Here is an 18,826-nt window from a genome sequence, read left to right as displayed (position 1 = left end):
GGCGGTTGGTTGAAGAGCGCGGGGTTAACTGCTCTACGTTTTCGCGCGAATTCTGGCGTGTCTTCCCTGCCCCGCTATTCAGCTTCGGCTTGCGCTAACCACTTCGCCCACGAAGCTTTCGTAGCGGCGCAGCGGTCGGCCGAGAATGCTTTCCAGGCGTTCCAAAGCACCCGGCGCCGCTTGCATGCCATGGGTCTGGATGGCGGCCATCATCAGGCGCAGGTCGTAGGCCAGCCAGCCGGGCATAAAGGCGCCCATTTGCTGTTCGAAGGCAGCTACGTCGTCGCCGCCGTAGGCGATCGGGCGGCCGAGGGCGTTGCTCCAGATGGCGGCCACTTCGTTGCCGGTAAACGCCTGCGGGCCGACCAGTTCGAGCGTCAGGCTTTCGAGCGCAGTGGCGGCGCGGTCGCGGCGCAGCAGTTCGGCGACGGCGATGTCTGCAATGTCACGGGCGTCGATCATGGCCACGCCTGCCGCACCGATGGGCATGGGGTACACGGCGTAGTGTTCGATGGCTTGCTGCACGGTGTATTCGTTTTGCATGAAGTACGCCGGGCGCAGCACGGTGGCGGCCAGGTTGTGGGTTTCAATCATGCGCTCCACGGTGTGTTTGCCGGTGAAGTGCGGCACCTCGGTGAAGCGGTCGGCGTGGATCACTGACAGGTAAACGATGCGCTCAATGCCCGCTTCCTTGGCCAGGTTCAGGGTGATGAGGGCTTGGGTCACTTCGTCCGGGGTGACGGCGTTAAGCAGGAACAAGGTGCGCACCGAGACCAGGGCGGCGCGCATGGAAGCGACGTCGGTGAGGTCGCCGACCACTTCTTTAACGCCCGCTGGGAATTGACCTTTGCCGGCTTGGCGAACCAGGGCGTGAACCTCGGCGCCCGCATCGCTGAGGCGCTGGATGATCAGGGACCCGACGGTGCCAGTGGCGCCAGTGATGAGAATGCTCATGGTGTATCTCCGCTTGAGTGAAGGGGTACGCGAGCAACATCGGCTGACCTTGCTGCGTTGGCGCCACAGTAGGTCGTTGCGAAATTAAAACGAAGAAGCCACCATCGAGACTCCCCGTTTCATATCTGGAACAGCCATGGACCTTAATGCGCTTATCGATTTCGCCCTTGTCGCCAGTAACGAAGGCTTGGGCAAGGCCAGCCGCGCCAGTGGGCGCAGCAAAGCCACGTTGTCGCGGCGCATTGCCGAGCTGGAGGAGCAACTGGGCGTTCGCCTGGTGGAGCGCAGCGCACGGGGGCTAAAGCTGACCGAGGCCGGCGCGTTGTTGATGGCGCGAACCGAGGGGCCGCTGGGGGAAGTGGCCGAGGCGATGACGGCGGCGCGCGAAGGTTTGTCCACGCCCCGTGGACGCTTGCGCGTGGCGGCGCCGGCACTGTTTTCGCAGTTGGCGATGGGCCGCATTGGCGCCGAGTTCTGCGCGGCTTATCCGGAAATCACGCTGGACGTGGTGGCCGAAGACCGCCTGGTTGACCTTGTCGAGGAACAGTTTGATGTGGCCATCCGCATCAACCCCAGCCCGGACAGCAACCTGGTCGGCCGCTGTTTTGCCAAAGACCGCCTCGTGGTCGTGGCGGCGCCGCACATTGCCATGCCCGCGCCCGGCGCCGTGCAGCCAGTTGCCAGTGTGGTGTTCAGCAATTTTCAGCCGACGCAGTGGAATCTCGACGATGGCCGCTTACTGCTGGAGCCGATTCCACGGCTGAAATTTTCTTCGTTTCTGATGATCCGCGATGCGGCGATTGCCGGCGCTGGCGCGGCGTTGATTCCGCAGTCCATTGCGTGGGAGCAGTTGGCGCGCGGTGCGTTGGTGCAGTGGGGAATTGTGTCTCGCGCCGACGCCGAGTTATGGGTGCTGCACACGTCACGGCGGCTGGCGGCGCCAAAGGTGCGCGCGTTTGTGGACTTTATCTGTGCGCGCTACCCGGACCTCTCGCTGGTGTTGCCGGGTTAGACGGCTCGGCAGGCAACGCCCGGCCGAGCCGTGGTCGTTGTCGCTACAAAGGAAAGTCCCACCCTGCCCCGTTCAATGCCACGGCCAAGGCTTGAATATCGGCCTGACTGCGCGCCGCAAATTCCGGCATATAGGCCAGCGGGTCCGGCAGGCTGCTGGGCTGGCCGAGAAACCCTTCGCTGGCGGCATGCAGGCAATAGGCGCTGTAGGCCGGGTTGTAGCCGCCCTCTTGAACTACCAACAAACGTCCGCCGCAGAGTTCATCGGCCAGCACGCGCGCACGCTGGGCCAGGTGGTTGAAGCCTTTCATGGTCAGCAACTGGCGGCCGTTGGGGTCGAATTGCGAGGCGTCGAGGCCGTTGGCGATGATCAGCAGCTGCGGCGCAAACGCGCGCACGGTGGGTTCGACAAAGCGTGCGAACGCCGCTGCATAGCTGGCATCGCCGGCGCCCATGGGCAATGGAATGTTGAGGTTGCTGCCCTCGCCCGAGCCTTCGCCGCGCTCGTCCACACCACCGGTTTGCGGATGGCTGGGGCCCCAGGCGCCGTGGTCCATGTGCAGGGAAACGGTCAGCACGTTGGGGTCGGCGTAGAAGCCGGCCTGGGTGCCGTTGCCGTGGTGCACGTCCCAGTCGATGATCGCCACCCGCTCGGCGCCGGCTGCCCGCGCGGCTTGGGCAGCAACCGCCACGTTGTTGAAGAAGCAGTAGCCGTCGGCCATGGCCGGTGCGGCGTGGTGGCCTGGCGGGCGCACCAGCGCCATGGCCGGTCGGCTACTGGCGAGGGTACGTTCCAACGCGGCAATGCTGGTGCCTGCCGCTGCCAGCAAGCCGGCCAGGCTGCCGGTGTTCATCAGCGTGGTGCTGCTGAAGCGGCGGCCGTCGGCGTCGGCGCTTTGGATGTCACGCAGGTACGCGGCGGTGTGAAAGCGCAGCAGCTCCTCTTCGCTGGCGTGACGGCCGGCGTGCCAGGTCAGCTGTTTGGCCACCGCGCCGTTGCGCAGCACCGCGCGCATGTTGACCAGGCGCGGGCTGCTTTCGGGGTGTTGGGTTTGTTCGTCCAGCAACGCGCTGGGCGGCGCCTCGAACACCCCGTAGCCGGTGTCGTGGCGCAGCACATCGTCGTGCCAGAACACGTCCATGGTTGCAGTCATGCCGGGCTCCTCAGTCGATCACGTGCAGTTCAGGTGGGATTTCCGACAGGCTCTGCGAGCCGTCTTTGCCGCACAGCACGGTGTCGCCCAGTTTCAGGCCGAAGCCTTCGCTGTAGAGCGACAGGTTCGGTTCGATGGAGAACGACATATTCGGCTGGAACACATGGTCGTCGGCCTCGTCGACCATCATCGCTTCCAGCCAGGTTGGCGGGTAGGCCAGGCCCAGGCTGTAACCGATGCGGTGCACGCGGGTGCGCGAAAGGTCGATGCGGTCGAGAATTTCGTTGCACACGCGGTTGGCCTCGCCCACTGGCGTGCCGGGCTTGGCGATGTCGATGGCGGCGTTGAAGGCTTCGGTGAGCAAGTTCGACACTTCCCGCACCCGCGCGGTGGGTTTGCCGATCACGGCGCTGCGCATGAGGATCGCGTGGTAGCGGTTGCACACGCCGGCGTGTTCCAGAATCACCACGTCGCCGGGGCTGATGGTCAGGCGGTGCGGCATGGCGTGGGTCATGGTGCTGCGTCGGCCGGTGGCGCACATCGGGCTGATGGCCGCGTATTCGCTGCCCGCATCGCCGAGGGCTTTGGCGACGATGCCGGAGATTTGCACTTCCGACATGCCCGGGCGCAGCGCTTCAAAAGCGGCGCGCATGCCTTGGTCGGCCATGCGCGCGGCGGTGCGCTGGTACTCGATTTCTTCGGCGGTTTTGATCAGCCGTTCTTCGGCCACCACCACGGAGGCGTCTTCAAAATGGGCGTTGGGCATATGGCCGAGCAGCGTGGTGTATTGCAGCGCGCTAAAGGTCGAGGCCTGCATTTCCAGGCCGATACGGCCCTGGCTCAGGCCGAGTTCTTCCAGCGAGTCGGCGACGATACGCAGCGGGTCTTGCTTGGCGATGTCGTAAAAAATGCCTTCTTCCAGGCACGACAATTCAAAGGTGCACGGCTCTTCGCTGGTGCGGGTCAGGAAGATCGGGTTGGCCAGTTTTGGCGAGATGATCAGCGCCTGATACCAGAGGAAACCCAGGCTGTCGAAGCCGGTGAGGTAGTTGATGTTGTCGGGGTAGTTGATCACCAGCGCGTCGAGCCCGCGCTCGCTCATGCGGCGTTTTACGGCCTCCATACGTTGGCGGTAAGTGCGCAGTGGAAAAGCAGTCATCATGGCGAATCCCTCCTTAGGGAAAAGGTGCTCGTTTGTTTGGGTTGTCTGAATGGCTCGACGTGGAGCCCGGGCCGGCTAGCGACCCGGTGAGGCGGTGTGGTCGTGGCGGTACAGGCGCACCAGCAAGACCACCAGGGTGATTACCACCATGACCGTGGACAGCGCGGCGATGGCGGGGTCGAGGTTGTAGCGCAGGCCGTCCCATATGCGTTTGGGCACGGTGATCACATGCAGGCCGCTGGTGAACAAGGTCACCACCACTTCTTCCCACGACATGATGAACGCCATGAAGAAGCTGCCCGCCAGGCCACCGCGCACGTTGGGCATCAGCACATGGCGCATGGTCGTACCCAGCCCGGCGCCGAGGGAGCGCGAGGCTTTGTACAGGCTGATGTCGAGCCGGCTGTAGGCCACCAGCATGGCGATCAGCGAGTACGGCAGGGCCATCAATAAATGGCCGTAGCCGACGCCGATCAGCGAGTCGAGTTGCTTCACCTTGGCGCCGAGGTAGTAGATCGACATGGCCGACACCACCTGCGGCACGATCATCGGCAGCAGCACCACCGCGCTGAGCAGCACGCGATACCGCGGCTCCAGCCAGATGCCGGTGGCGAACAGAAACGACAGCACCGTGCTCACCACGCCCACCGCAATCGCCAAGCCCAGGCTTTGCAGAATCGAGCTGAGCCAGGCGGTGTCGAGCAGCGTCAGGTAATGGCGCAGCGACCAGGCGCCGTCGGGAAAGGCCAGGTAGCGCTGGTCGCCAAATGACAGCGGCACAATCACCAGAATCGGCAGCAGCAAGAACAGCGCGGCCAGTAGCAAGCCGACAATCGACAGCCCACGCGCCAGGTTGAGGCGCGGTTTCACCGCCCGTGGAACCGCCAGCAACGGCGTTGCTGCGCCGCTAATTACGCGCCCGCTGTTCATGCGCTTCTCCCCGTAAACCGTGCAAAACCCACCAACTTGCCGAACACCACGGCGCACACCGCCACCATCGCCATCAGCACAATGCTCAAGGCCGCGCCGAGGCCCCAGTTGGAGAGTTGGAACATCTGGATATAGATGCTTTCGGCCAGCATCGCCGCCTTGCCGCCGCCCAGCAGTGCCGGGGTGACGAAGCAACCGAGGCTGAACACAAACACCGTGGCCGACGCCGCCGCCACGCCCGGCACGGTCAGCGGCACGAACACGTCGCGCAACGTCTGCCAGCGCCCGGCGCCCAGGCTGCTCGATGCCCTGAGCAGGCTGTCGTCCACCTGTCGCATCGACGACAACAACGGCAGCACGGCGTACGGCACCATGAAGTGCACCATGCCGATCAACGCGCCCAGTTCGTTGCGCACCAGCGCCAGCGGTTCGTCTACCAGACCGAGCGTCAGCAGGCTCTGGTTGACCAGGCCATCGTTGCGCAGCAGCACCAGCCAGGCGAAGGCGCGAATCAGCATCGACAACCAGAACGGCAGCAGCACAAACAGCTCGATCAGCAGCCGCCCCCGCGCCGAAGCGAAGCGCCAGCGGAAGGCGATCAGGTAGGCAATCGCCACGCTGATTACCGTGGTCAGCAGACAGATGCGGAAGGTGCGCCAGATCACCGTCTGAATCGCCGCGCTGTCGAGCACGGTGGCGTAGTTCTGCAACCCGACTTTCGGCAAGCTCACGCTCCAGCCGAGCACGCCGAGGGTCGGCAGCAGGTAGCCGAGCACGATCAGCAGCGGCAACGGCAGTATCAGCAGCGCATAAATGCGCAGCGTGCCCTGGCTGCTTTTGGGGGCGGTTGTGGCGTGCATATCAACCACCAATCAGCGCCAGGTAACGGTCGAGGGTTTCGCTGTAGTGGTCGGCGTACCAGAGGTTGTTCATGGATACCTGCTTGCTCAAGTTGGCCGGTGCGGTGGGGTTGATGCGCTGCAATTCGGCCGACAACAGGCTGTTCGCCTTGGCGTCCACCGGGCCCATGTTGTAGACCTCCATCAGCCGCGCCTGCACTTCCGGGCGCAAGGCGTAGGCGATGAATTTCATGGCGTTGGCGGCGCCGGCCGGGTTGCCTTTGGGCACGAACCACACGGACGGCGCGACGATGGCGTTATCGAACGTCCAGTCGATGGCGCCGCCGGTGTCTTGCTTCACCAGCTCGGCGCGGGTGTGCCACATCTGGCCCATGCTCACTTCGCCGTCACGCAGCAGTTGCTGCGACTCCGCGCCGGTGGACCAGTGGGTGACCACGTGCGGCATCAGCTCCTCGATTTTGCGCAGGGCGCGGTCAACATCCAGCGGGTACAACTGATCGGCCGGCACGCCGTCGGCAAGCAAGGCGCATTCGAGGTTGGCGCTCATCCATTTGTACAAGGTGCGCTTGCCGGGGAATTTCTTAACGTTCCAGAAATCGGCCCAGCTTTTGGGCGGGTTCTTGCCGAATTTCTTCGCGTCGAAACCGATCACGTAGCTGTAGGTGTAATTGGCCAGGCCGAACTCGTGGATGTCGCCGTAGCCGATCAGTGACTTGTCGATCACGCTGTAATCCAGCGGCGTCAGCACGCCCTCTTTGCCCAGCCGATACGACGAATACATTTCGCCGTCGCACACATCCCAGCGCACCGCGCCGCTGTTCACTTGGGTTTTCACCGCGCCTTCGGTGGGGCCGCTGCCGTCGATCATCAGCTTCAAGCCGCTGTCGGCGTTGAAACCGCCAAAGCTTTTCTCGAACGCCGGCACCGCGTCGCCGCCCCAGTTGGCCACCACCAGCGAGCCGCCGCCGGCAAACGCATGGCGCATCGGGCCCATGCCGGCTGCGGCCGCCAGCACCATGAGCATCTGGTTGAAGCTGCGGCGACTGAGGCTGCCTGCCTCCACGCGCTGCTTAGCAATTTCTACGGCGTCGTCGATAAAGCGCTGTTTGTCTTTCATCCCAGGTTCCCCTTCGAGAGTGGCGGCAGGTGATCGAACTGTTGTTATTAGAAAGCAGCTGTTTTTGTGCGGTGTGCGGTTACGCGGAAATCAGGTGCCCATGTTGGCGCGACCACGCGCACCAGTAAGGCTGGCCCGGTTCGAGGCTGTTCAATAGCGGATGGCTGACCGGAATGCGCAGCGCGATGGCTTGGGCATCGGCGGTGCGCAAGTCCACATTCACGTGGGTGCCGAGGTAGGTGAGGTGTTCCATCTGCGCCACCACGCCGTTGCCGTTACCGGCCTGGGCGAAGGGTTGCAGCTCCACGTGTTCCGGGCGAATGGCCAACCAGGTGTCGCTGCTGGCCGGCGGCAGCGGCTGTTGAATGCCTTGGGTCACCCACAGCGGGCGGTCGTGATAACTGCACACCAGCATGTCGTCGCGGCGGCTGACGTTGCCGACCTTGAGCAAGTTGGTGTCGCCGAGAAAGTTGGCGACAAAGCGACTCGCCGGGCGCTCATACACTTCTTGCGGCGTACCCAATTGTTCCAGGCGCCCGTGGTTGAACACGGCCACGCGGTCGGACAATGCCAGGGCTTCTTCCTGGTCGTGGGTAACGAATACAAAGGTGGTGCCGAACTCTTTATGCATGCGCGCCAGCTCGCCTTGCATCTCCTGGCGCAAGCGGCGATCGAGGGCCGACAGCGGCTCATCCAGAAGCAACAGGGGCGGCTCAAAAACCAGAGCGCGAGCCAGGGCCACGCGCTGTTGTTGGCCGCCGGAAAGCTGTTTGATCTGACGCTGGCCTTTGCCCGCCAGCCCTACCCGTTCAAGCATGCGGCCGACGCGCTCGTTGATCTGCGCGGTGGGCACTTTGCGCACCTTCAAGGGGTAGGCGATGTTCTGCTCGACGGTCATGTGCGGGAACAGCGCGTAGCCCTGGAATACCACGCCGAAATTGCGCTGGTCGGCGGGCAGGCCGGTGATGTCCTGGCCGTTGCACAGAATGCGCCCTTCGCTCGGCTGCTCGAAGCCGGCGAGCATCATCAACGTGGTGCTTTTTCCTGAACCGGAGGGGCCGAGCAAGGTGAGGAATTCGCCGCGCTTGATGTGCAGCGTCAGGTCGCTCAGGGCGCGGGTTTCGCCGTAGGTTTTACCCAACTGTTGCAGGTCGACGAAATGTTCAGGGGAAACGGCCATGCACCTTACCTCTCGCTCGCGGCGCTCGAAGCGCCTTCTTGTGACCCTATCGTCAGGGCAAATTAAATTGACATCAAATGATTTGTTTTCTACCGTTCATGTGAATTTAACTAACCAAAAGCGCGAGAAAATGCCCCTAAAAGCGACACGCCGACTGCCGTCTCTCATAGCCTTGCGCGCTTTTGAGGCATTGGTTCGCCAGGGCAGCACGGGCGCGGCGGCGCTGGAGCTGCACGTCACCCATAGCGCCGTCAGCCATCAAATAAAGAAGCTTGAAGAAGAGTTGCAAGTGGCGCTGGTCGAGCGCCACGCCAAGGGCGTGCACCTGACCTCGGCGGGACGAAAACTCAGCCAACTGGTGAACGGCGCGTTCGAGCAATTGCGCGACATTCACACCGCCCTGCCCACTGCCACGCCGGCCGGCGACTTGCGCATCGCCTGCGCACCGGCCTTGCTGGCGCGCATCTCCGGCATGCTTGAGCGCTTTTTGCGCGACTACCCCGAGGTGTCTTTGCATTTGCTCTCCATTGACCAGGCCAATCAGGACGTGGACATGGTGATTTCCTTCGGCGACAGCGAAGTGGAAGGCCAGCGCATTGCCGCCCTCGGCGACATTCTGTACTTCCCGGTGTGCAGCCCGCGCCTGCTCAATGGCAGTGAACCTTTGCGCAAACCCCGCGACCTGGCGCGCCAGGTATTGCTGCACGAAGACGACGGCTACGACTGGAGCCGCTACTTTCTCGCCGCCGGCATTCCCAGCTTGCGCGGCCGGCAGAACATCTACCTGCCCGATGCCTCGCTGACCATTGCGGCGGCGATTGCCGGCGGTGGTATCACCATCAGCGACCATATTCTGGCCGGCGAACAACTGGCCCAAGGCACGCTGATTCGCCTGTTTGATATCGAATTTCCGGCGCCCCATCCGTACTTCATCATCATGCCGCCGCGCGGCGCCAACGACCTGGCCAAAGCGTTTGCCGATTGGTTGGTGCGTGAGCTGGAATTGATTGAGCGGGTGGGTTAAGAGCATCGCGGCTAAAGCCGCTCCCACAGGTCCAACGATTTAGGGAGCGACTTCATCCCCGCAAAATCATAAATACCTTGCGCACTTTGGTGAGGTTTTCCCAAGTGCCTTTGAACCCTGCCGCCACCACAAAGGTATCGCCGGCTGAGAACTGCTGGCTCACGCCTGCGCTGTCGGTCAGGCGCACCTGGCCTTCGAGCAAATGGCACAGTTCGTCGTAGTCACATTCACAGCGTTCCAGGTGCGGCGGCGCTTCCCAGATGCCGCCGGTGGCCTTCTTGCTCGGCTCCACAAAGTGCCGCCAACTGCGCGCGGTGTACGGCGTGTCGACGGCTTTGGGATCGTCGGTGATGAACTCGACGGGCGCCAGCTGCGGGTTGGCGAAGTCGATAACGTGTTGCGGTGCAGGCGTAGTCATGGTTGCTCCCGTGGGGGTAGAAAAATTCAGGAATCGAAGCCGACGCCCAAGGCATCGAAGCCCTTGAGCAACAGGCTGCGCTCGCCCGTACGGTCTTCATGGGCCAGCGCGCGCTGGGCCAGGCGGATGCCGGCGTAGCGCAACGGTTCGGGCGGAAAAGGAAATGGTGCGGTGGCGGTCATGGCCAGCTGCGTGCGTTCATTGCGCAGGCCTTCAAGCAGGTCCAGCACCGTCAGCGCGGCGAAGCGTGTGGCCGACACGCCCTGGCCGGTAAAGCCCTGGGCGTACGCAACCTGGCCGTTGGCGGCGGTGCCGCAGAACAAAGTGGTGCGCGCCGAGGTGTCGATGATGCCGCCCCAGGCGTGGGTGAACTTCACATCCGCCAGTGCCGGAAAGGTGGCCTGGAACTGCTCGGCCAGGCGCTCGAAGCTTTCCGGGCGTTGGGTAAGCACCTCATCGCGGCGGCTACCGAAGTGGTAGATGGCGTCGTAACCGGCCCACAGCATGCGGTTGTCGGCGGTTTTGCGCAGGTAGTGGAATTGGTTGCCGCTGTCGGCAATGCCGTAGCGCTCGCGCCAGCCGATGGCGGCCAGTTGGACGTCGCTCAGCGGTTCGGTCACCAGCGAATAATCGTAAATCGGCACCACGGCGGATTTGAGTTTGCCCAACAACGGCGGCGCGATATTGGTGGCCAGCACCACTTTGCCGGCGCGCACCGAGCCCAACCGGGTTAGTACGCGCTGCTGATGACCGTCGGTGTGCAGCCCCGTCACGGGTGAGTGCTCAAACAGCGCCACGCCGCGCGCCAGGCAAACGCGCCGTAACTCGGCGACCATTTTGGCTGGGTTGATCAAGGCGTAATTGGGCTCGAACACACCGGCGACATAGGCCGGCGAATTGAGTTTTTCGCGCAGCGCATCGCCTTCAAGAAATTCACACGCCACACCAAAGCGTTGGTAATTGCGCTGCATCGAACGCAAGCCTTCAACTTGCCACGGCTGGCTGGCGACGTTGAGTTTGCCGGCCAGCTCGAACTCCACTTCGAGGCCAAAACGTTGCACGTCTTCGGCGTACGCCGTGAGGTTGTCGCGGCCGATGCGAATCAGTTGTTCGGCTTCGTTTGGCCAGCGGCGCAGGGCATTGGACACACCGTGGGAAATGCTCGGCGCGCAAAAGCCGCCGTTGCGGCCACTGGCCTCGGCGCCGCATCTGCCGGCTTCGATCACCACCACGCTGGCGTTCGGCCAACGTTCAAGGGCCAGCAAAGCCGACCATAAACCGAGAAACCCGCCGCCGACGATCACCAGGTCGGCCTGCATGTCGGCCGTAAGCGGCGGTGCCATGGCGGCACGCTGGCAGGTGTCTTGCCAAAACGGCTGTGGGCGGGCTTCAGCCAGCGCCTGGCGGGGAGAAAGGACGGACATGGTTGTGCTCCATCGCGAAAAGATGTGCACGTTGTAAAGCAAAGACCGGCCACCATGCTTCCCAGCGGGCACGGGCGGAAAAGCGGCCGTTCTGGAATACTCGAGCTCTGGCGTGCCGGGCGCCTGGTGCGCCGGGTTTAATTTGTGTGCTGGAGCTTGCAGTGAACGTCCCGGATTTGCCCACCACTCCCGTGTTCCAACCCGACCCCGCTGGCGCGGCCACGCACGCGGTGATTCTGGCCTACCACCGCGCCTGGCAGAACCGCGACCTGGACGCCCTGATGGCGCTGTACGACCCGGCCATCGACTACCACGACAAATTGCAAAACCGCCGCCTGGGCCATGCCGATTTGCGTGATTACCTGGCCGCGAGCATGCCGGTCGGCGCACAGGAATTGCAGCGGTACACCGAGCGCTTACTCATCGATGGCGACACGGCGGTTCTGCAGTACCAGGTCACGCTCAATGGCAGCGATGGGTTGGTGTCGCTGAACGCCATCGAGGCGCTGTCGGTGCGCGATGGGCTGATTTTCAAGGTCAATGAATACGCGGTGCTGATCAGCAACGTGGCCAGCAAACCGGCCGCTCGTGAAGGCGCCGATCCGGTCAGTCGCCTGGGCTTGTCGGCCCGGCAGGTGGGCGCGCTGGCCAATGACCTGCAAGAGTATTTCCGCCAGAGCAAACCGTACCTAAATCCCTTGCTGGACCTGGCGCAGGTGGCGGCGGCGACCGGCTATACGCGCAACCAGATTTCGTTTTTTCTCAACCAGGTGCGCGGGCAGAGTTTTTACGCCTTTCTCAACCAATTGCGGCTGGATGAAGTGCTGCAACGGGTGCACGCCGACAACGCAACGGCGCGTGTTGATGAGGTGGCGTATGCGGCGGGATTCAACTCGCTGTCGACGTTTTACCGCTGTTTCAAAGAACGCACAGGGATGACGCCCAAGCAATATTTGGCGAGTTTGTAGCGGTTGGGGGAATGGCAGGCTAGTCGTGCGCGCTGCTTGCCCTCACCCTAGCCCTCTCCCGCACGCGGGAGAGGGGACGGATTGCGACATTTGAGAGTCAGGCGATCCCGCTGGTCTCCCCTCGCCCGCTCGCGGGAGAGGGGCTGGGGGTGAGGGAAAGGCCGTGCGCGCTGCTTGCCCTCTCCCTAGCCCTCTCCCGCACGCGGAGAGGGGACGGATAGCGACGTTTGAGAGTCAGGCGATCCCGCTGGTCTCCCCTCGCCCGCTCGCGGGAGAGGGGCTGGGGGAGAGGGTCGGGCGTTACACCTTGAAGCGCCTTACCACGGCAATCAGCTTGTCGTTCGATGCCGCCAGCGCCGCCGTGCTGCGCTCGCTTTCGGTGCCACCGGCCACCAGTTCTTCAACGATATGCCGCACAGCCACCATGTTGCGGTTGATCTCCTCGCTCACCGCGCTCTGCTCCTCGGCGGCCGTGGCGATCTGGGTGCTCAGGTCGTTGATGCGCACCACCGACTCGGCCATTACGTCCAGGCCTTCGTTCACCTTCGAGGTCTTGTCGACGGTGGCCTGGCAGCTCTGTTTGGTTTTCTCCATCGCCACCACGGCAGCGCCCACGCCTTGTTGCAGGCGGGCGAGCATTTCGTTGATTTCCGAGGTGCTGGTTTGCGTACGGCCAGCCAGGGCGCGTACTTCGTCGGCTACCACGGCAAAGCCTCGCCCTTGCTCGCCGGCACGGGCGGCTTCGATGGCGGCGTTCAGCGCCAGCAGGTTGGTTTGCCCGGCAATTTCACCGATTACGCCCAGTACCGAGTTGATGCGCTCGGCATCCTGCTCCATGGAGCGAACCTTGGCAGTCGCCAGTTCCACTTCGCTGATCAGCTCGCGCACGCTGTTCGAAGCATCGTCCACCACCACTTTCGAGTGACGGGCGTTTTCGTTGGCGGTTTGCGTCATGGCGGCAGTCTGCGCCGCGCTGCGGGCCACTTCATCCGCCGTGGAGCTCATTTCGGTGATGGCGGTTACAGCCTGATCGGTCTCGCTAGCGTGACGAATCAGAATCTGGTTGGTGCCACGCGATTGACCGCGCAACTGCTCAATGCCTTGGGCGATGACCGAGGACGACTCCGACACCTCGCCCACCATCTTCTGCAGATAGACGATAAAGCGGTTCACCGAATGGCCCACCGCGCCCACTTCGTCTTCGGCACGAATGACGATGCGCTGGGTCAGGTCGGCATCGCCGGCCGAGAGTTTGTCGATGTTGGCGCGCAGCACATTCAGGCGGTTCATCAATTGGCTGAGGGCGAATACGGTGACCAGCAGCAGCACGATCACCATCGGAATTTGCAGCGCCGCGAGGGTGGTCAGCACTTTGCTGCTCTGCTCGGTCAACAGGCTGGTTTTCTGCGCCACGGCCAGCGACCACGGCGTGCCTTCGATGGGTTGCAGGAACAGGCTGAAGTCGTCGCCGCTGGTGTCCTCGTAGTTGCTCTGGCTCACGCCGTTCGAGGAAGTGCCTTGAAGCGCGCGTTGCACGGCCGCCGCAAACGGGTATTGCTGGGCCAGATCGGAGACGTTTTTCAGCACGTTGTTGCCGGAGATCTCTGGCTGGTTGCTAAGCACCTTGCCGTCTTTCTCGACGATCATGATCAGCGCCTGAATCTCGCGCTCTTTCTGCGCCACCAGGTCGTTGAAAAAGCCCAGCGTCACGTCGATGGTCGATACACCAAACGCCGCGCCGTTTTTGCTGATGGCCATGGCGCAGTTGGTGCGCGGCTCGGGGCTGGCGTCGTCGCGGTAGGCGTTGGCCCAGTTGCACTGGCCGGCCGGTGCCTTCAAGCCGCCAAGGAACCACGGCTGCTCGAAGTAATTGAGCGACTCGGGCGAGTTCCAGTGGGTGTTGACGATGAGTTTGCCGCTGCTGTCGCGGTGGTAGAACGTGCTGTATTTGGCCCGCCCTTCTTCACGCTTGTTGGGCAGCGGCCAGATGCCGCCGCCGAACACTTTGGCTTCGCCGTACTGGTTGACCAGATTGGGCAGCAGGCGGTCGATGCTTTCGTTATCCAGCTGCGGCACGGTTTCGGTGATCACCCGTTGCTGCGCCTGCACACGGGCCAGTTCGGTTTTGATCACATCGCCAATCTGCGCGGCCTGATCGACCAACTGGCGCTGGTCGATGGTGGTGAGGTCCGGCTTGATCCATAGGTTGATACCCACGGCTGTGAGTGCGCCGATCAACAAAACAAAGAGGACGAGCGTGGCCGTGTAACGCGCCTGGATAGTTTTTAGCATGTGCCGAATTCCGCGAGTGCTGGGTGGGTTTACGGCTATCGGCATGGGCGCAAATTACTTGATGGGGCCACGCGAACTGTTGCGCTACCTTGAACGTCTTAGCCATTGCCGCCCTCTTCCGGACCCGTTAACGCCATGAATCCAGTCGATCTGTCCGCCTTTCAACGCATCGTCACCGCCCACGGCAACACCGAGGGCGCTGCGTATTTCGACGCCGAAGAAAGCATCGTTCACGACATCTACCCCGACCGCATCGTGTTCCAGACCAATTTCATGGACAACCGCAGCTACGCCGTCGACATCGCCGACGGCGCGCTGCGCGTACAGATGACCCGGCTGGACAACTACCACCGCGGCCACAAAGCGCAAGTGATTGACGACGACATGGACGAGGACGACTGGGAGGAGTTAGACGCCCTGTGGCAGCGCCTGAGCCAGGACCTCGACCCCGAGACGCCAACAGAACCGTTCGACCCAGCCGACACCCTCGCCGACCTGTTCTTCACCCTGTTCGACGAAGACCGCGCCGAGGCGCTGGTGCAACAGTTACCGCCCGCAACCGGCGCCTGGGACTGGGCCTGGAGCCAGCTCGCCGCCGCGCTTGCCCAGAGCAACCAGTTGGCCGAATTCGAATGGAAAGAATGGGCGACTTACGGCATCGCCGCCGTCAACGCCCTCGCCCCGCTGCGCGAGTTGGGCATCGAAATAACCCCACCGGATAGCAAACAGATCGCCGCTATCAACCGCGCCGACGACTGGGAACGCGCTCTGCTCCAGTACTTCAACGCGCAACTCGACGCTCACGACCTGAAACTGCTGGCCCTCGGCACCCATTTCGACGAATACCAGGCTTTCGCCTGCCTGCCCATGAACGGCCTGGGGCTGGCGAATGCGCTGGAATTGATGGGCAAACTGAAGCTTGTTTACAGGTTTTAAGCCGGGCCGAACGCCGCTGCGGTAAGCCACGGAAAAAAACGTATTAGACAGCGGAACATTTACGCTACTCTGCGGTCAGCGCGAGCCTGTAGGGAGGGAAGCGGTCGGTGTGGTTTGCCATGACCACGCCAGAACAGGACCAGCTTTTCCCTCTAGCGCATCCTTAAATGGAGTTGCGCCTCTCAAGGACGTTTATGGCCACTCCGTTCGCTTTCCCCAAGAAATCCCTTGCTCTGTTGATGACTGCCGCCGCGTTAAGCGCATCGAGCGGCGCATGGGCCGTTGCTTGTCCGTCGCCCAGCGGCGGGCAACTGTTGGTGGATAATCTTTCGGTTGATAGCACGTGCACGGTGGGCAGTGGCGAGAGCGTCGAGGTGACCGGCAGCGGCGAGATCGTCACGGCTTCAACCCCGGCGCTCGTCATTGTTAATGGCGGCAACAGCGGTCAAGTGCTCAACAATGGCCGCATCGAGTCCAGCGGTACTGCGCTGCTGGTAGAAGGCACGGTAAACGGCGATATCACCAACAATAAAACCATTGCCGCCACCGGTAATTCCGCCAGTTCCCAAGCCATCAGCCTGGATAACGGCACGTTGTTGGGTAGCCTTATCAACAACAAAGACATTTCCGCAGTCAAGGGCAATGCCATTGATGTGTCCACAAGCTTGGTCACTGGGGCCATCCAGAACTCCACTGGCGCTTGGATCAGCGGTGGCGGCGGCATTGCGGCCGAAGGTATTGGCATTAGTGTTCAAGGCTCCACGGTGCAAGACGGCATTCGAAACCTGGGCCACATCAATGCGTCCGAAGGTATTCATGTAAACAACGCCTCGATCGGCGCTGGCGGCATCCTGAACGCCAATACTGGCAGCCTAATGGGTGATTACGGATTATGGGCATCGGGCGGGACGATCACCGGCAGCCTGGAAAACCGCGGGCTGATTCTCTCGAACGTCTCGGCCATCCGCCTGGATAACGACGCTTCGGTCGCCACGATCAAGAACTCTGGCACCATCGAAACGCTCCAGGAGAGCATCTTCCTTTTTGCCACGGCGAACGCCGGCAATATCGAAAACACCGGCACGGTCACCTCGCATTTCACCCACGCATTGCACGTAAATGTTTCAACCGTAACCGGCGACATTCACAACGGCGCCAGCGGTGAATTGCTCAGCGGCCAAGGCCAAAATGCACTGATGATTCAGAACACTGCGACCCTCAACGGCGACGTGTTCAACGAAGGCTATATCGGCGCTATCAGCGGCGAAAACGGCAGCGGTTTGCATGTCATCGGCTCGACCATAAACGGCAACGTCCGCAACACCGGCAACATCTTTGCCAACGCCGGCCTTATGGCGCTACGACTCGATAACGCAACGATCACTCAGGATGTGATCAACAGCGGCTCGATTGGCGGCAGCGATGCCGGTGTGGCGATCAGCCTTGAAGGCGCCTCGAGCATCCGCAACATCGTTAACAACAGCAACGCCAACATCACCGCAAACCTGGTGGGTGTGAGCGTGACGAGCGGTTCGACCCTCACCGCCCTCAGCAACAGCGGCACCATTACCGCCAGCAAAGCGCTCGATCTGGCCAACAGCGCCGGCGCCTTTGTCGTCAGCAACAGCGGCGCGCTCAATGGTGACGTGTTGCTGGGCATCAACCAGCTCGACCTGCTGAGTGGCGGCACGGTCACGGGCAACGTGGTGGGCGGGGCCGGCAGCATTCTCAACATCGGCACTGGCGTTAACCTCAACACCTTTACCGCGCAAGGCGACTTCCTCAGCCTGGATCAACTCAATATCCGCGCTGGCAGCCAGCTGAATGCCCGCAGCGGCATGCAAATCAGCAGCAACACGTTGACCAACGCCGGCACGCTGTCCATCGGCGCCGGCGATACCCTCAGCCTCACCGGCAACTACGTGCAGGCCACAGGCGGCGTGTTGCGTATCGGTCTGGCCAGCGCTAACAGCTACGGCAAGCTGGCGGCAAGCGGCAACGTCAACCTCAGCGCCAGCGGCGTCATCGATGTGAACGTTGTTAATTCGCCAGTGCTTGCCGCCGGCACGGTGTTCTCCGATGTGATCACCGCAGGCGGCACCCTGACGGCGAGCACCCTGACCGTCATCGACAACAGCTTTTTGTTTAACCTCGGCGCCGAACAACGTGGCAATGCCATCGACCTGCGCATTCTTGGCGCCACCGCCAATACCGCCGATGACGCGGTCATCAGCACCGACAACAAATCGGCCGAAGGCGCAGCGGCGGTGTTCAGCCAGTTGATCGCCAATGGCGCCACGGGCGACATGCAAACCGTGATCACCGCGCTGGGCTCCCTGGGCAGCGCCGAAGAAGTGTCCGACGCCATCACGCAAACCGTGCCGCTTAGCGCAGCAGCCGGTTCGCAGGCGATTCTGAGCAGCCTCAACGGCGTCAACAACGTGATCGGCTCGCGTCAGGAAGGCGACACGGGCTTGTCGTCCGGTGACGGCTTTCTTGGCAATGAAGTGGTGTGGCTGAAACCGTTCGGCTCATGGGCCAACCAGGATGACCACGACGGTGTGTTCGGCTTCGACGCCCGCTCCCACGGTTTGATCGTGGGTGTGGACGGCCAGAAAGACAAAACCCGCCTCGGCGCTGCATTCGCCTACTCCACCATCGACGTCACCAGCAATGCCGCACACCAGAGCGCCGATGTCGATGGCTACAACGCCGTGTTCTACGGCGGCTACGACCTTGACGAACGCACCAGCATCAACCTGCAAGCCGACGCCGGCTTCTACAAAACCGACGGCGAACGCACCATCAACTTCGGCGGCCTGGACCGTAAAGCCAAGTCGGATTTCGACAGCTGGAGCGGCCACCTCGGCGCCGAACTGGCCCACGACTTGCCGTTGTCCGAAGCCACCGTGTTCACCCCGTCGGTACGCGCCGATTACACCTACCTGAACACCGACTCCTACAAAGAACACGGCGCCGGCGCGCTTAACCTCGACGTCGACAGCAACAGCAGCGAAGCCTTCGTGCTCGGCGTGGACGGCAAGCTGGCGTATGCAGTGGCCACCCGCACCAAAGTGGTGGGCAATCTGGGTGTGGGCTACGACTTCATCAACGACCAGGCCAGCATTACGTCGGCCTATGCCGGCGCGCCGTCGGCCAGCTTTTCCACCCGCGGTATTGATCCCAACCCATGGATTACCCGTGGCGGGCTCGGCGTAATCGGCCAGGTGACCGACACCCTTGAATTGAGCGTGCGCTACGACGCCGAAGTGCGTGAAGACTTCGACAACCAGACCGCGTCGGTGAAGGTGAGTTGGTTGTTCTAGTCGGCAGAGCCGAGCGCACCACGGTGCTCATAGCGCGTGGGTTCGCTCGGCTTGTCACCCTGCTGTGCCT

15 protein-coding genes and 1 pseudogene are annotated in these 18,826 nt (G+C 62.5%); 5 read left to right on the top strand and 11 right to left on the bottom strand.

All coding sequences use genetic code 11. The features are described 5' to 3' along the window. Nucleotides 1–78 precede the first annotated feature (78 nt). Nucleotides 79–954 (bottom strand): SDR family oxidoreductase, encoded by an 876-nt coding sequence (locus ACZZZU_RS23625; RefSeq protein WP_463552005.1) that lies wholly within the window; start codon nucleotides 952–954, stop codon nucleotides 79–81. A 136-nt stretch (nucleotides 955–1,090) separates the two neighbouring features. On the opposite strand from ACZZZU_RS23625, the gene ACZZZU_RS23620 reads away from it, so the two are divergent. Continuing rightward, entirely contained in the window at nucleotides 1,091–1,966 is an 876-nt protein-coding gene (locus ACZZZU_RS23620; RefSeq protein WP_463552004.1) for a LysR family transcriptional regulator, read from the top strand. Between the two features lie 43 nt (nucleotides 1,967–2,009). Here the strand turns inward: ACZZZU_RS23620 and ACZZZU_RS23615 are convergent, their stop codons facing one another. The 6 genes from ACZZZU_RS23615 to ACZZZU_RS23590 all read right to left on the bottom strand — a co-directional run bounded on the left by ACZZZU_RS23615 (nucleotide 2,010) and on the right by ACZZZU_RS23590 (nucleotide 8,368). After that, complete coding sequence (locus ACZZZU_RS23615) at nucleotides 2,010–3,119, bottom strand: arginase family protein (protein WP_463552003.1); 1,110 nt, start codon at nucleotides 3,117–3,119, stop codon at nucleotides 2,010–2,012. Nucleotides 3,120–3,129: 10 nt separating this feature from the next. Next, nucleotides 3,130–4,281: a M24 family metallopeptidase gene (locus tag ACZZZU_RS23610; RefSeq protein ID WP_122494986.1), complete on the bottom strand. Its 1,152-nt coding sequence runs from the start codon at nucleotides 4,279–4,281 to the stop codon at nucleotides 3,130–3,132. A 75-nt stretch (nucleotides 4,282–4,356) separates the two neighbouring features. Next, nucleotides 4,357–5,211 carry an ABC transporter permease gene (locus tag ACZZZU_RS23605; protein WP_463552002.1) on the bottom strand — a complete coding sequence of 285 codons (855 nt, stop codon included), beginning with the start codon at nucleotides 5,209–5,211 and terminating at the stop codon, nucleotides 4,357–4,359. Beyond that, nucleotides 5,208–6,071 (bottom strand): ABC transporter permease, encoded by an 864-nt coding sequence (locus ACZZZU_RS23600; protein ID WP_463552001.1) that lies wholly within the window; start codon nucleotides 6,069–6,071, stop codon nucleotides 5,208–5,210. Before ACZZZU_RS23600 ends, ACZZZU_RS23605 begins: the two co-directional genes overlap by 4 nt. A gap of 1 nt (nucleotide 6,072) precedes the next feature. Next, on the bottom strand, nucleotides 6,073–7,188 hold the full coding sequence (locus ACZZZU_RS23595) for an ABC transporter substrate-binding protein (protein WP_463552000.1): 1,116 nt from the start codon (nucleotides 7,186–7,188) through the stop codon (nucleotides 6,073–6,075). Nucleotides 7,189–7,267: 79 nt separating this feature from the next. Further along, nucleotides 7,268–8,368, bottom strand: coding sequence for an ABC transporter ATP-binding protein (locus ACZZZU_RS23590; RefSeq protein ID WP_463551999.1), 1,101 nt, complete (start codon nucleotides 8,366–8,368; stop codon nucleotides 7,268–7,270). A 172-nt stretch (nucleotides 8,369–8,540) separates the two neighbouring features. On the opposite strand from ACZZZU_RS23590, the gene ACZZZU_RS23585 reads away from it, so the two are divergent. Continuing rightward, nucleotides 8,541–9,392 (top strand): LysR substrate-binding domain-containing protein, encoded by an 852-nt coding sequence (locus ACZZZU_RS23585; protein ID WP_463551998.1) that lies wholly within the window; start codon nucleotides 8,541–8,543, stop codon nucleotides 9,390–9,392. 52 nt (nucleotides 9,393–9,444) lie between these two features. On the opposite strand, the gene ACZZZU_RS23580 is transcribed toward ACZZZU_RS23585, so the two are convergent. Then, nucleotides 9,445–9,810: a cupin domain-containing protein gene (locus tag ACZZZU_RS23580; RefSeq protein ID WP_463551997.1), complete on the bottom strand. Its 366-nt coding sequence runs from the start codon at nucleotides 9,808–9,810 to the stop codon at nucleotides 9,445–9,447. Nucleotides 9,811–9,836: 26 nt separating this feature from the next. Continuing rightward, the gene (locus tag ACZZZU_RS23575; RefSeq protein WP_463551996.1) at nucleotides 9,837–11,234 is read right to left on the bottom strand and encodes an NAD(P)/FAD-dependent oxidoreductase; all 1,398 of its coding nucleotides are present in this window, start codon (nucleotides 11,232–11,234) and stop codon (nucleotides 9,837–9,839) included. 161 nt (nucleotides 11,235–11,395) lie between these two features. Here ACZZZU_RS23575 and ACZZZU_RS23570 point away from each other — a divergent pair, with 161 nt between their 5' ends. After that, nucleotides 11,396–12,202 (top strand): helix-turn-helix domain-containing protein, encoded by an 807-nt coding sequence (locus ACZZZU_RS23570; RefSeq protein ID WP_463551995.1) that lies wholly within the window; start codon nucleotides 11,396–11,398, stop codon nucleotides 12,200–12,202. A 300-nt stretch (nucleotides 12,203–12,502) separates the two neighbouring features. On the opposite strand, the gene ACZZZU_RS23565 is transcribed toward ACZZZU_RS23570, so the two are convergent. Continuing rightward, on the bottom strand, nucleotides 12,503–13,345 hold the full coding sequence (locus ACZZZU_RS23565; protein WP_463384722.1) for a methyl-accepting chemotaxis protein: 843 nt from the start codon (nucleotides 13,343–13,345) through the stop codon (nucleotides 12,503–12,505). 15 nt (nucleotides 13,346–13,360) lie between these two features. Further along, a pseudogene (locus ACZZZU_RS23560) lies at nucleotides 13,361–14,494 on the bottom strand (HAMP domain-containing protein); the annotation flags it as partial. A 135-nt stretch (nucleotides 14,495–14,629) separates the two neighbouring features. Between ACZZZU_RS23560 and ACZZZU_RS23555 the strand changes: the two are divergent. Then, a complete protein-coding gene (locus tag ACZZZU_RS23555; protein WP_463551994.1) occupies nucleotides 14,630–15,430 on the top strand; it encodes a DUF6630 family protein in 801 nt (266 codons plus the stop codon). 194 nt (nucleotides 15,431–15,624) lie between these two features. Beyond that, a complete protein-coding gene (locus ACZZZU_RS23550) occupies nucleotides 15,625–18,756 on the top strand; it encodes an autotransporter family protein (protein WP_463551993.1) in 3,132 nt (1,043 codons plus the stop codon). Nucleotides 18,757–18,826: the final 70 nt, after the last annotated feature.

The sequence above is a fragment of the Pseudomonas sp. AC136 genome, assembly GCF_979258585.1.
This window is presented reverse-complemented; position numbering and strand designations above follow the sequence as displayed.

Bases quoted from the DNA above. Each gene is read 5' to 3' on its own strand.
- ACZZZU_RS23595 (WP_463552000.1), bottom strand. From the start codon at position 7,188: ATGAAAGACAAACAGCGCTTTATCGACGACGCCGTAGAAATTGCTAAG.
- ACZZZU_RS23590 (WP_463551999.1), bottom strand. From the start codon at position 8,368: ATGGCCGTTTCCCCTGAACATTTCGTCGACCTGCAACAGTTGGGTAAA.
- ACZZZU_RS23610 (WP_122494986.1), bottom strand. From the start codon at position 4,281: ATGATGACTGCTTTTCCACTGCGCACTTACCGCCAACGTATGGAGGCC.
- ACZZZU_RS23565 (WP_463384722.1), bottom strand. From the start codon at position 13,345: ATGGTGGGCGAGGTGTCGGAGTCGTCCTCGGTCATCGCCCAAGGCATT.
- ACZZZU_RS23615 (WP_463552003.1), bottom strand. From the start codon at position 3,119: ATGACTGCAACCATGGACGTGTTCTGGCACGACGATGTGCTGCGCCAC.
- ACZZZU_RS23550 (WP_463551993.1), top strand. From the start codon at position 15,625: ATGGCCACTCCGTTCGCTTTCCCCAAGAAATCCCTTGCTCTGTTGATG.
- ACZZZU_RS23555 (WP_463551994.1), top strand. From the start codon at position 14,630: ATGAATCCAGTCGATCTGTCCGCCTTTCAACGCATCGTCACCGCCCAC.
- ACZZZU_RS23575 (WP_463551996.1), bottom strand. From the start codon at position 11,234: ATGTCCGTCCTTTCTCCCCGCCAGGCGCTGGCTGAAGCCCGCCCACAG.
- ACZZZU_RS23580 (WP_463551997.1), bottom strand. From the start codon at position 9,810: ATGACTACGCCTGCACCGCAACACGTTATCGACTTCGCCAACCCGCAG.
- ACZZZU_RS23600 (WP_463552001.1), bottom strand. From the start codon at position 6,071: ATGCACGCCACAACCGCCCCCAAAAGCAGCCAGGGCACGCTGCGCATT.
- ACZZZU_RS23605 (WP_463552002.1), bottom strand. From the start codon at position 5,211: ATGAACAGCGGGCGCGTAATTAGCGGCGCAGCAACGCCGTTGCTGGCG.
- ACZZZU_RS23625 (WP_463552005.1), bottom strand. From the start codon at position 954: ATGAGCATTCTCATCACTGGCGCCACTGGCACCGTCGGGTCCCTGATC.
- ACZZZU_RS23620 (WP_463552004.1), top strand. From the start codon at position 1,091: ATGGACCTTAATGCGCTTATCGATTTCGCCCTTGTCGCCAGTAACGAA.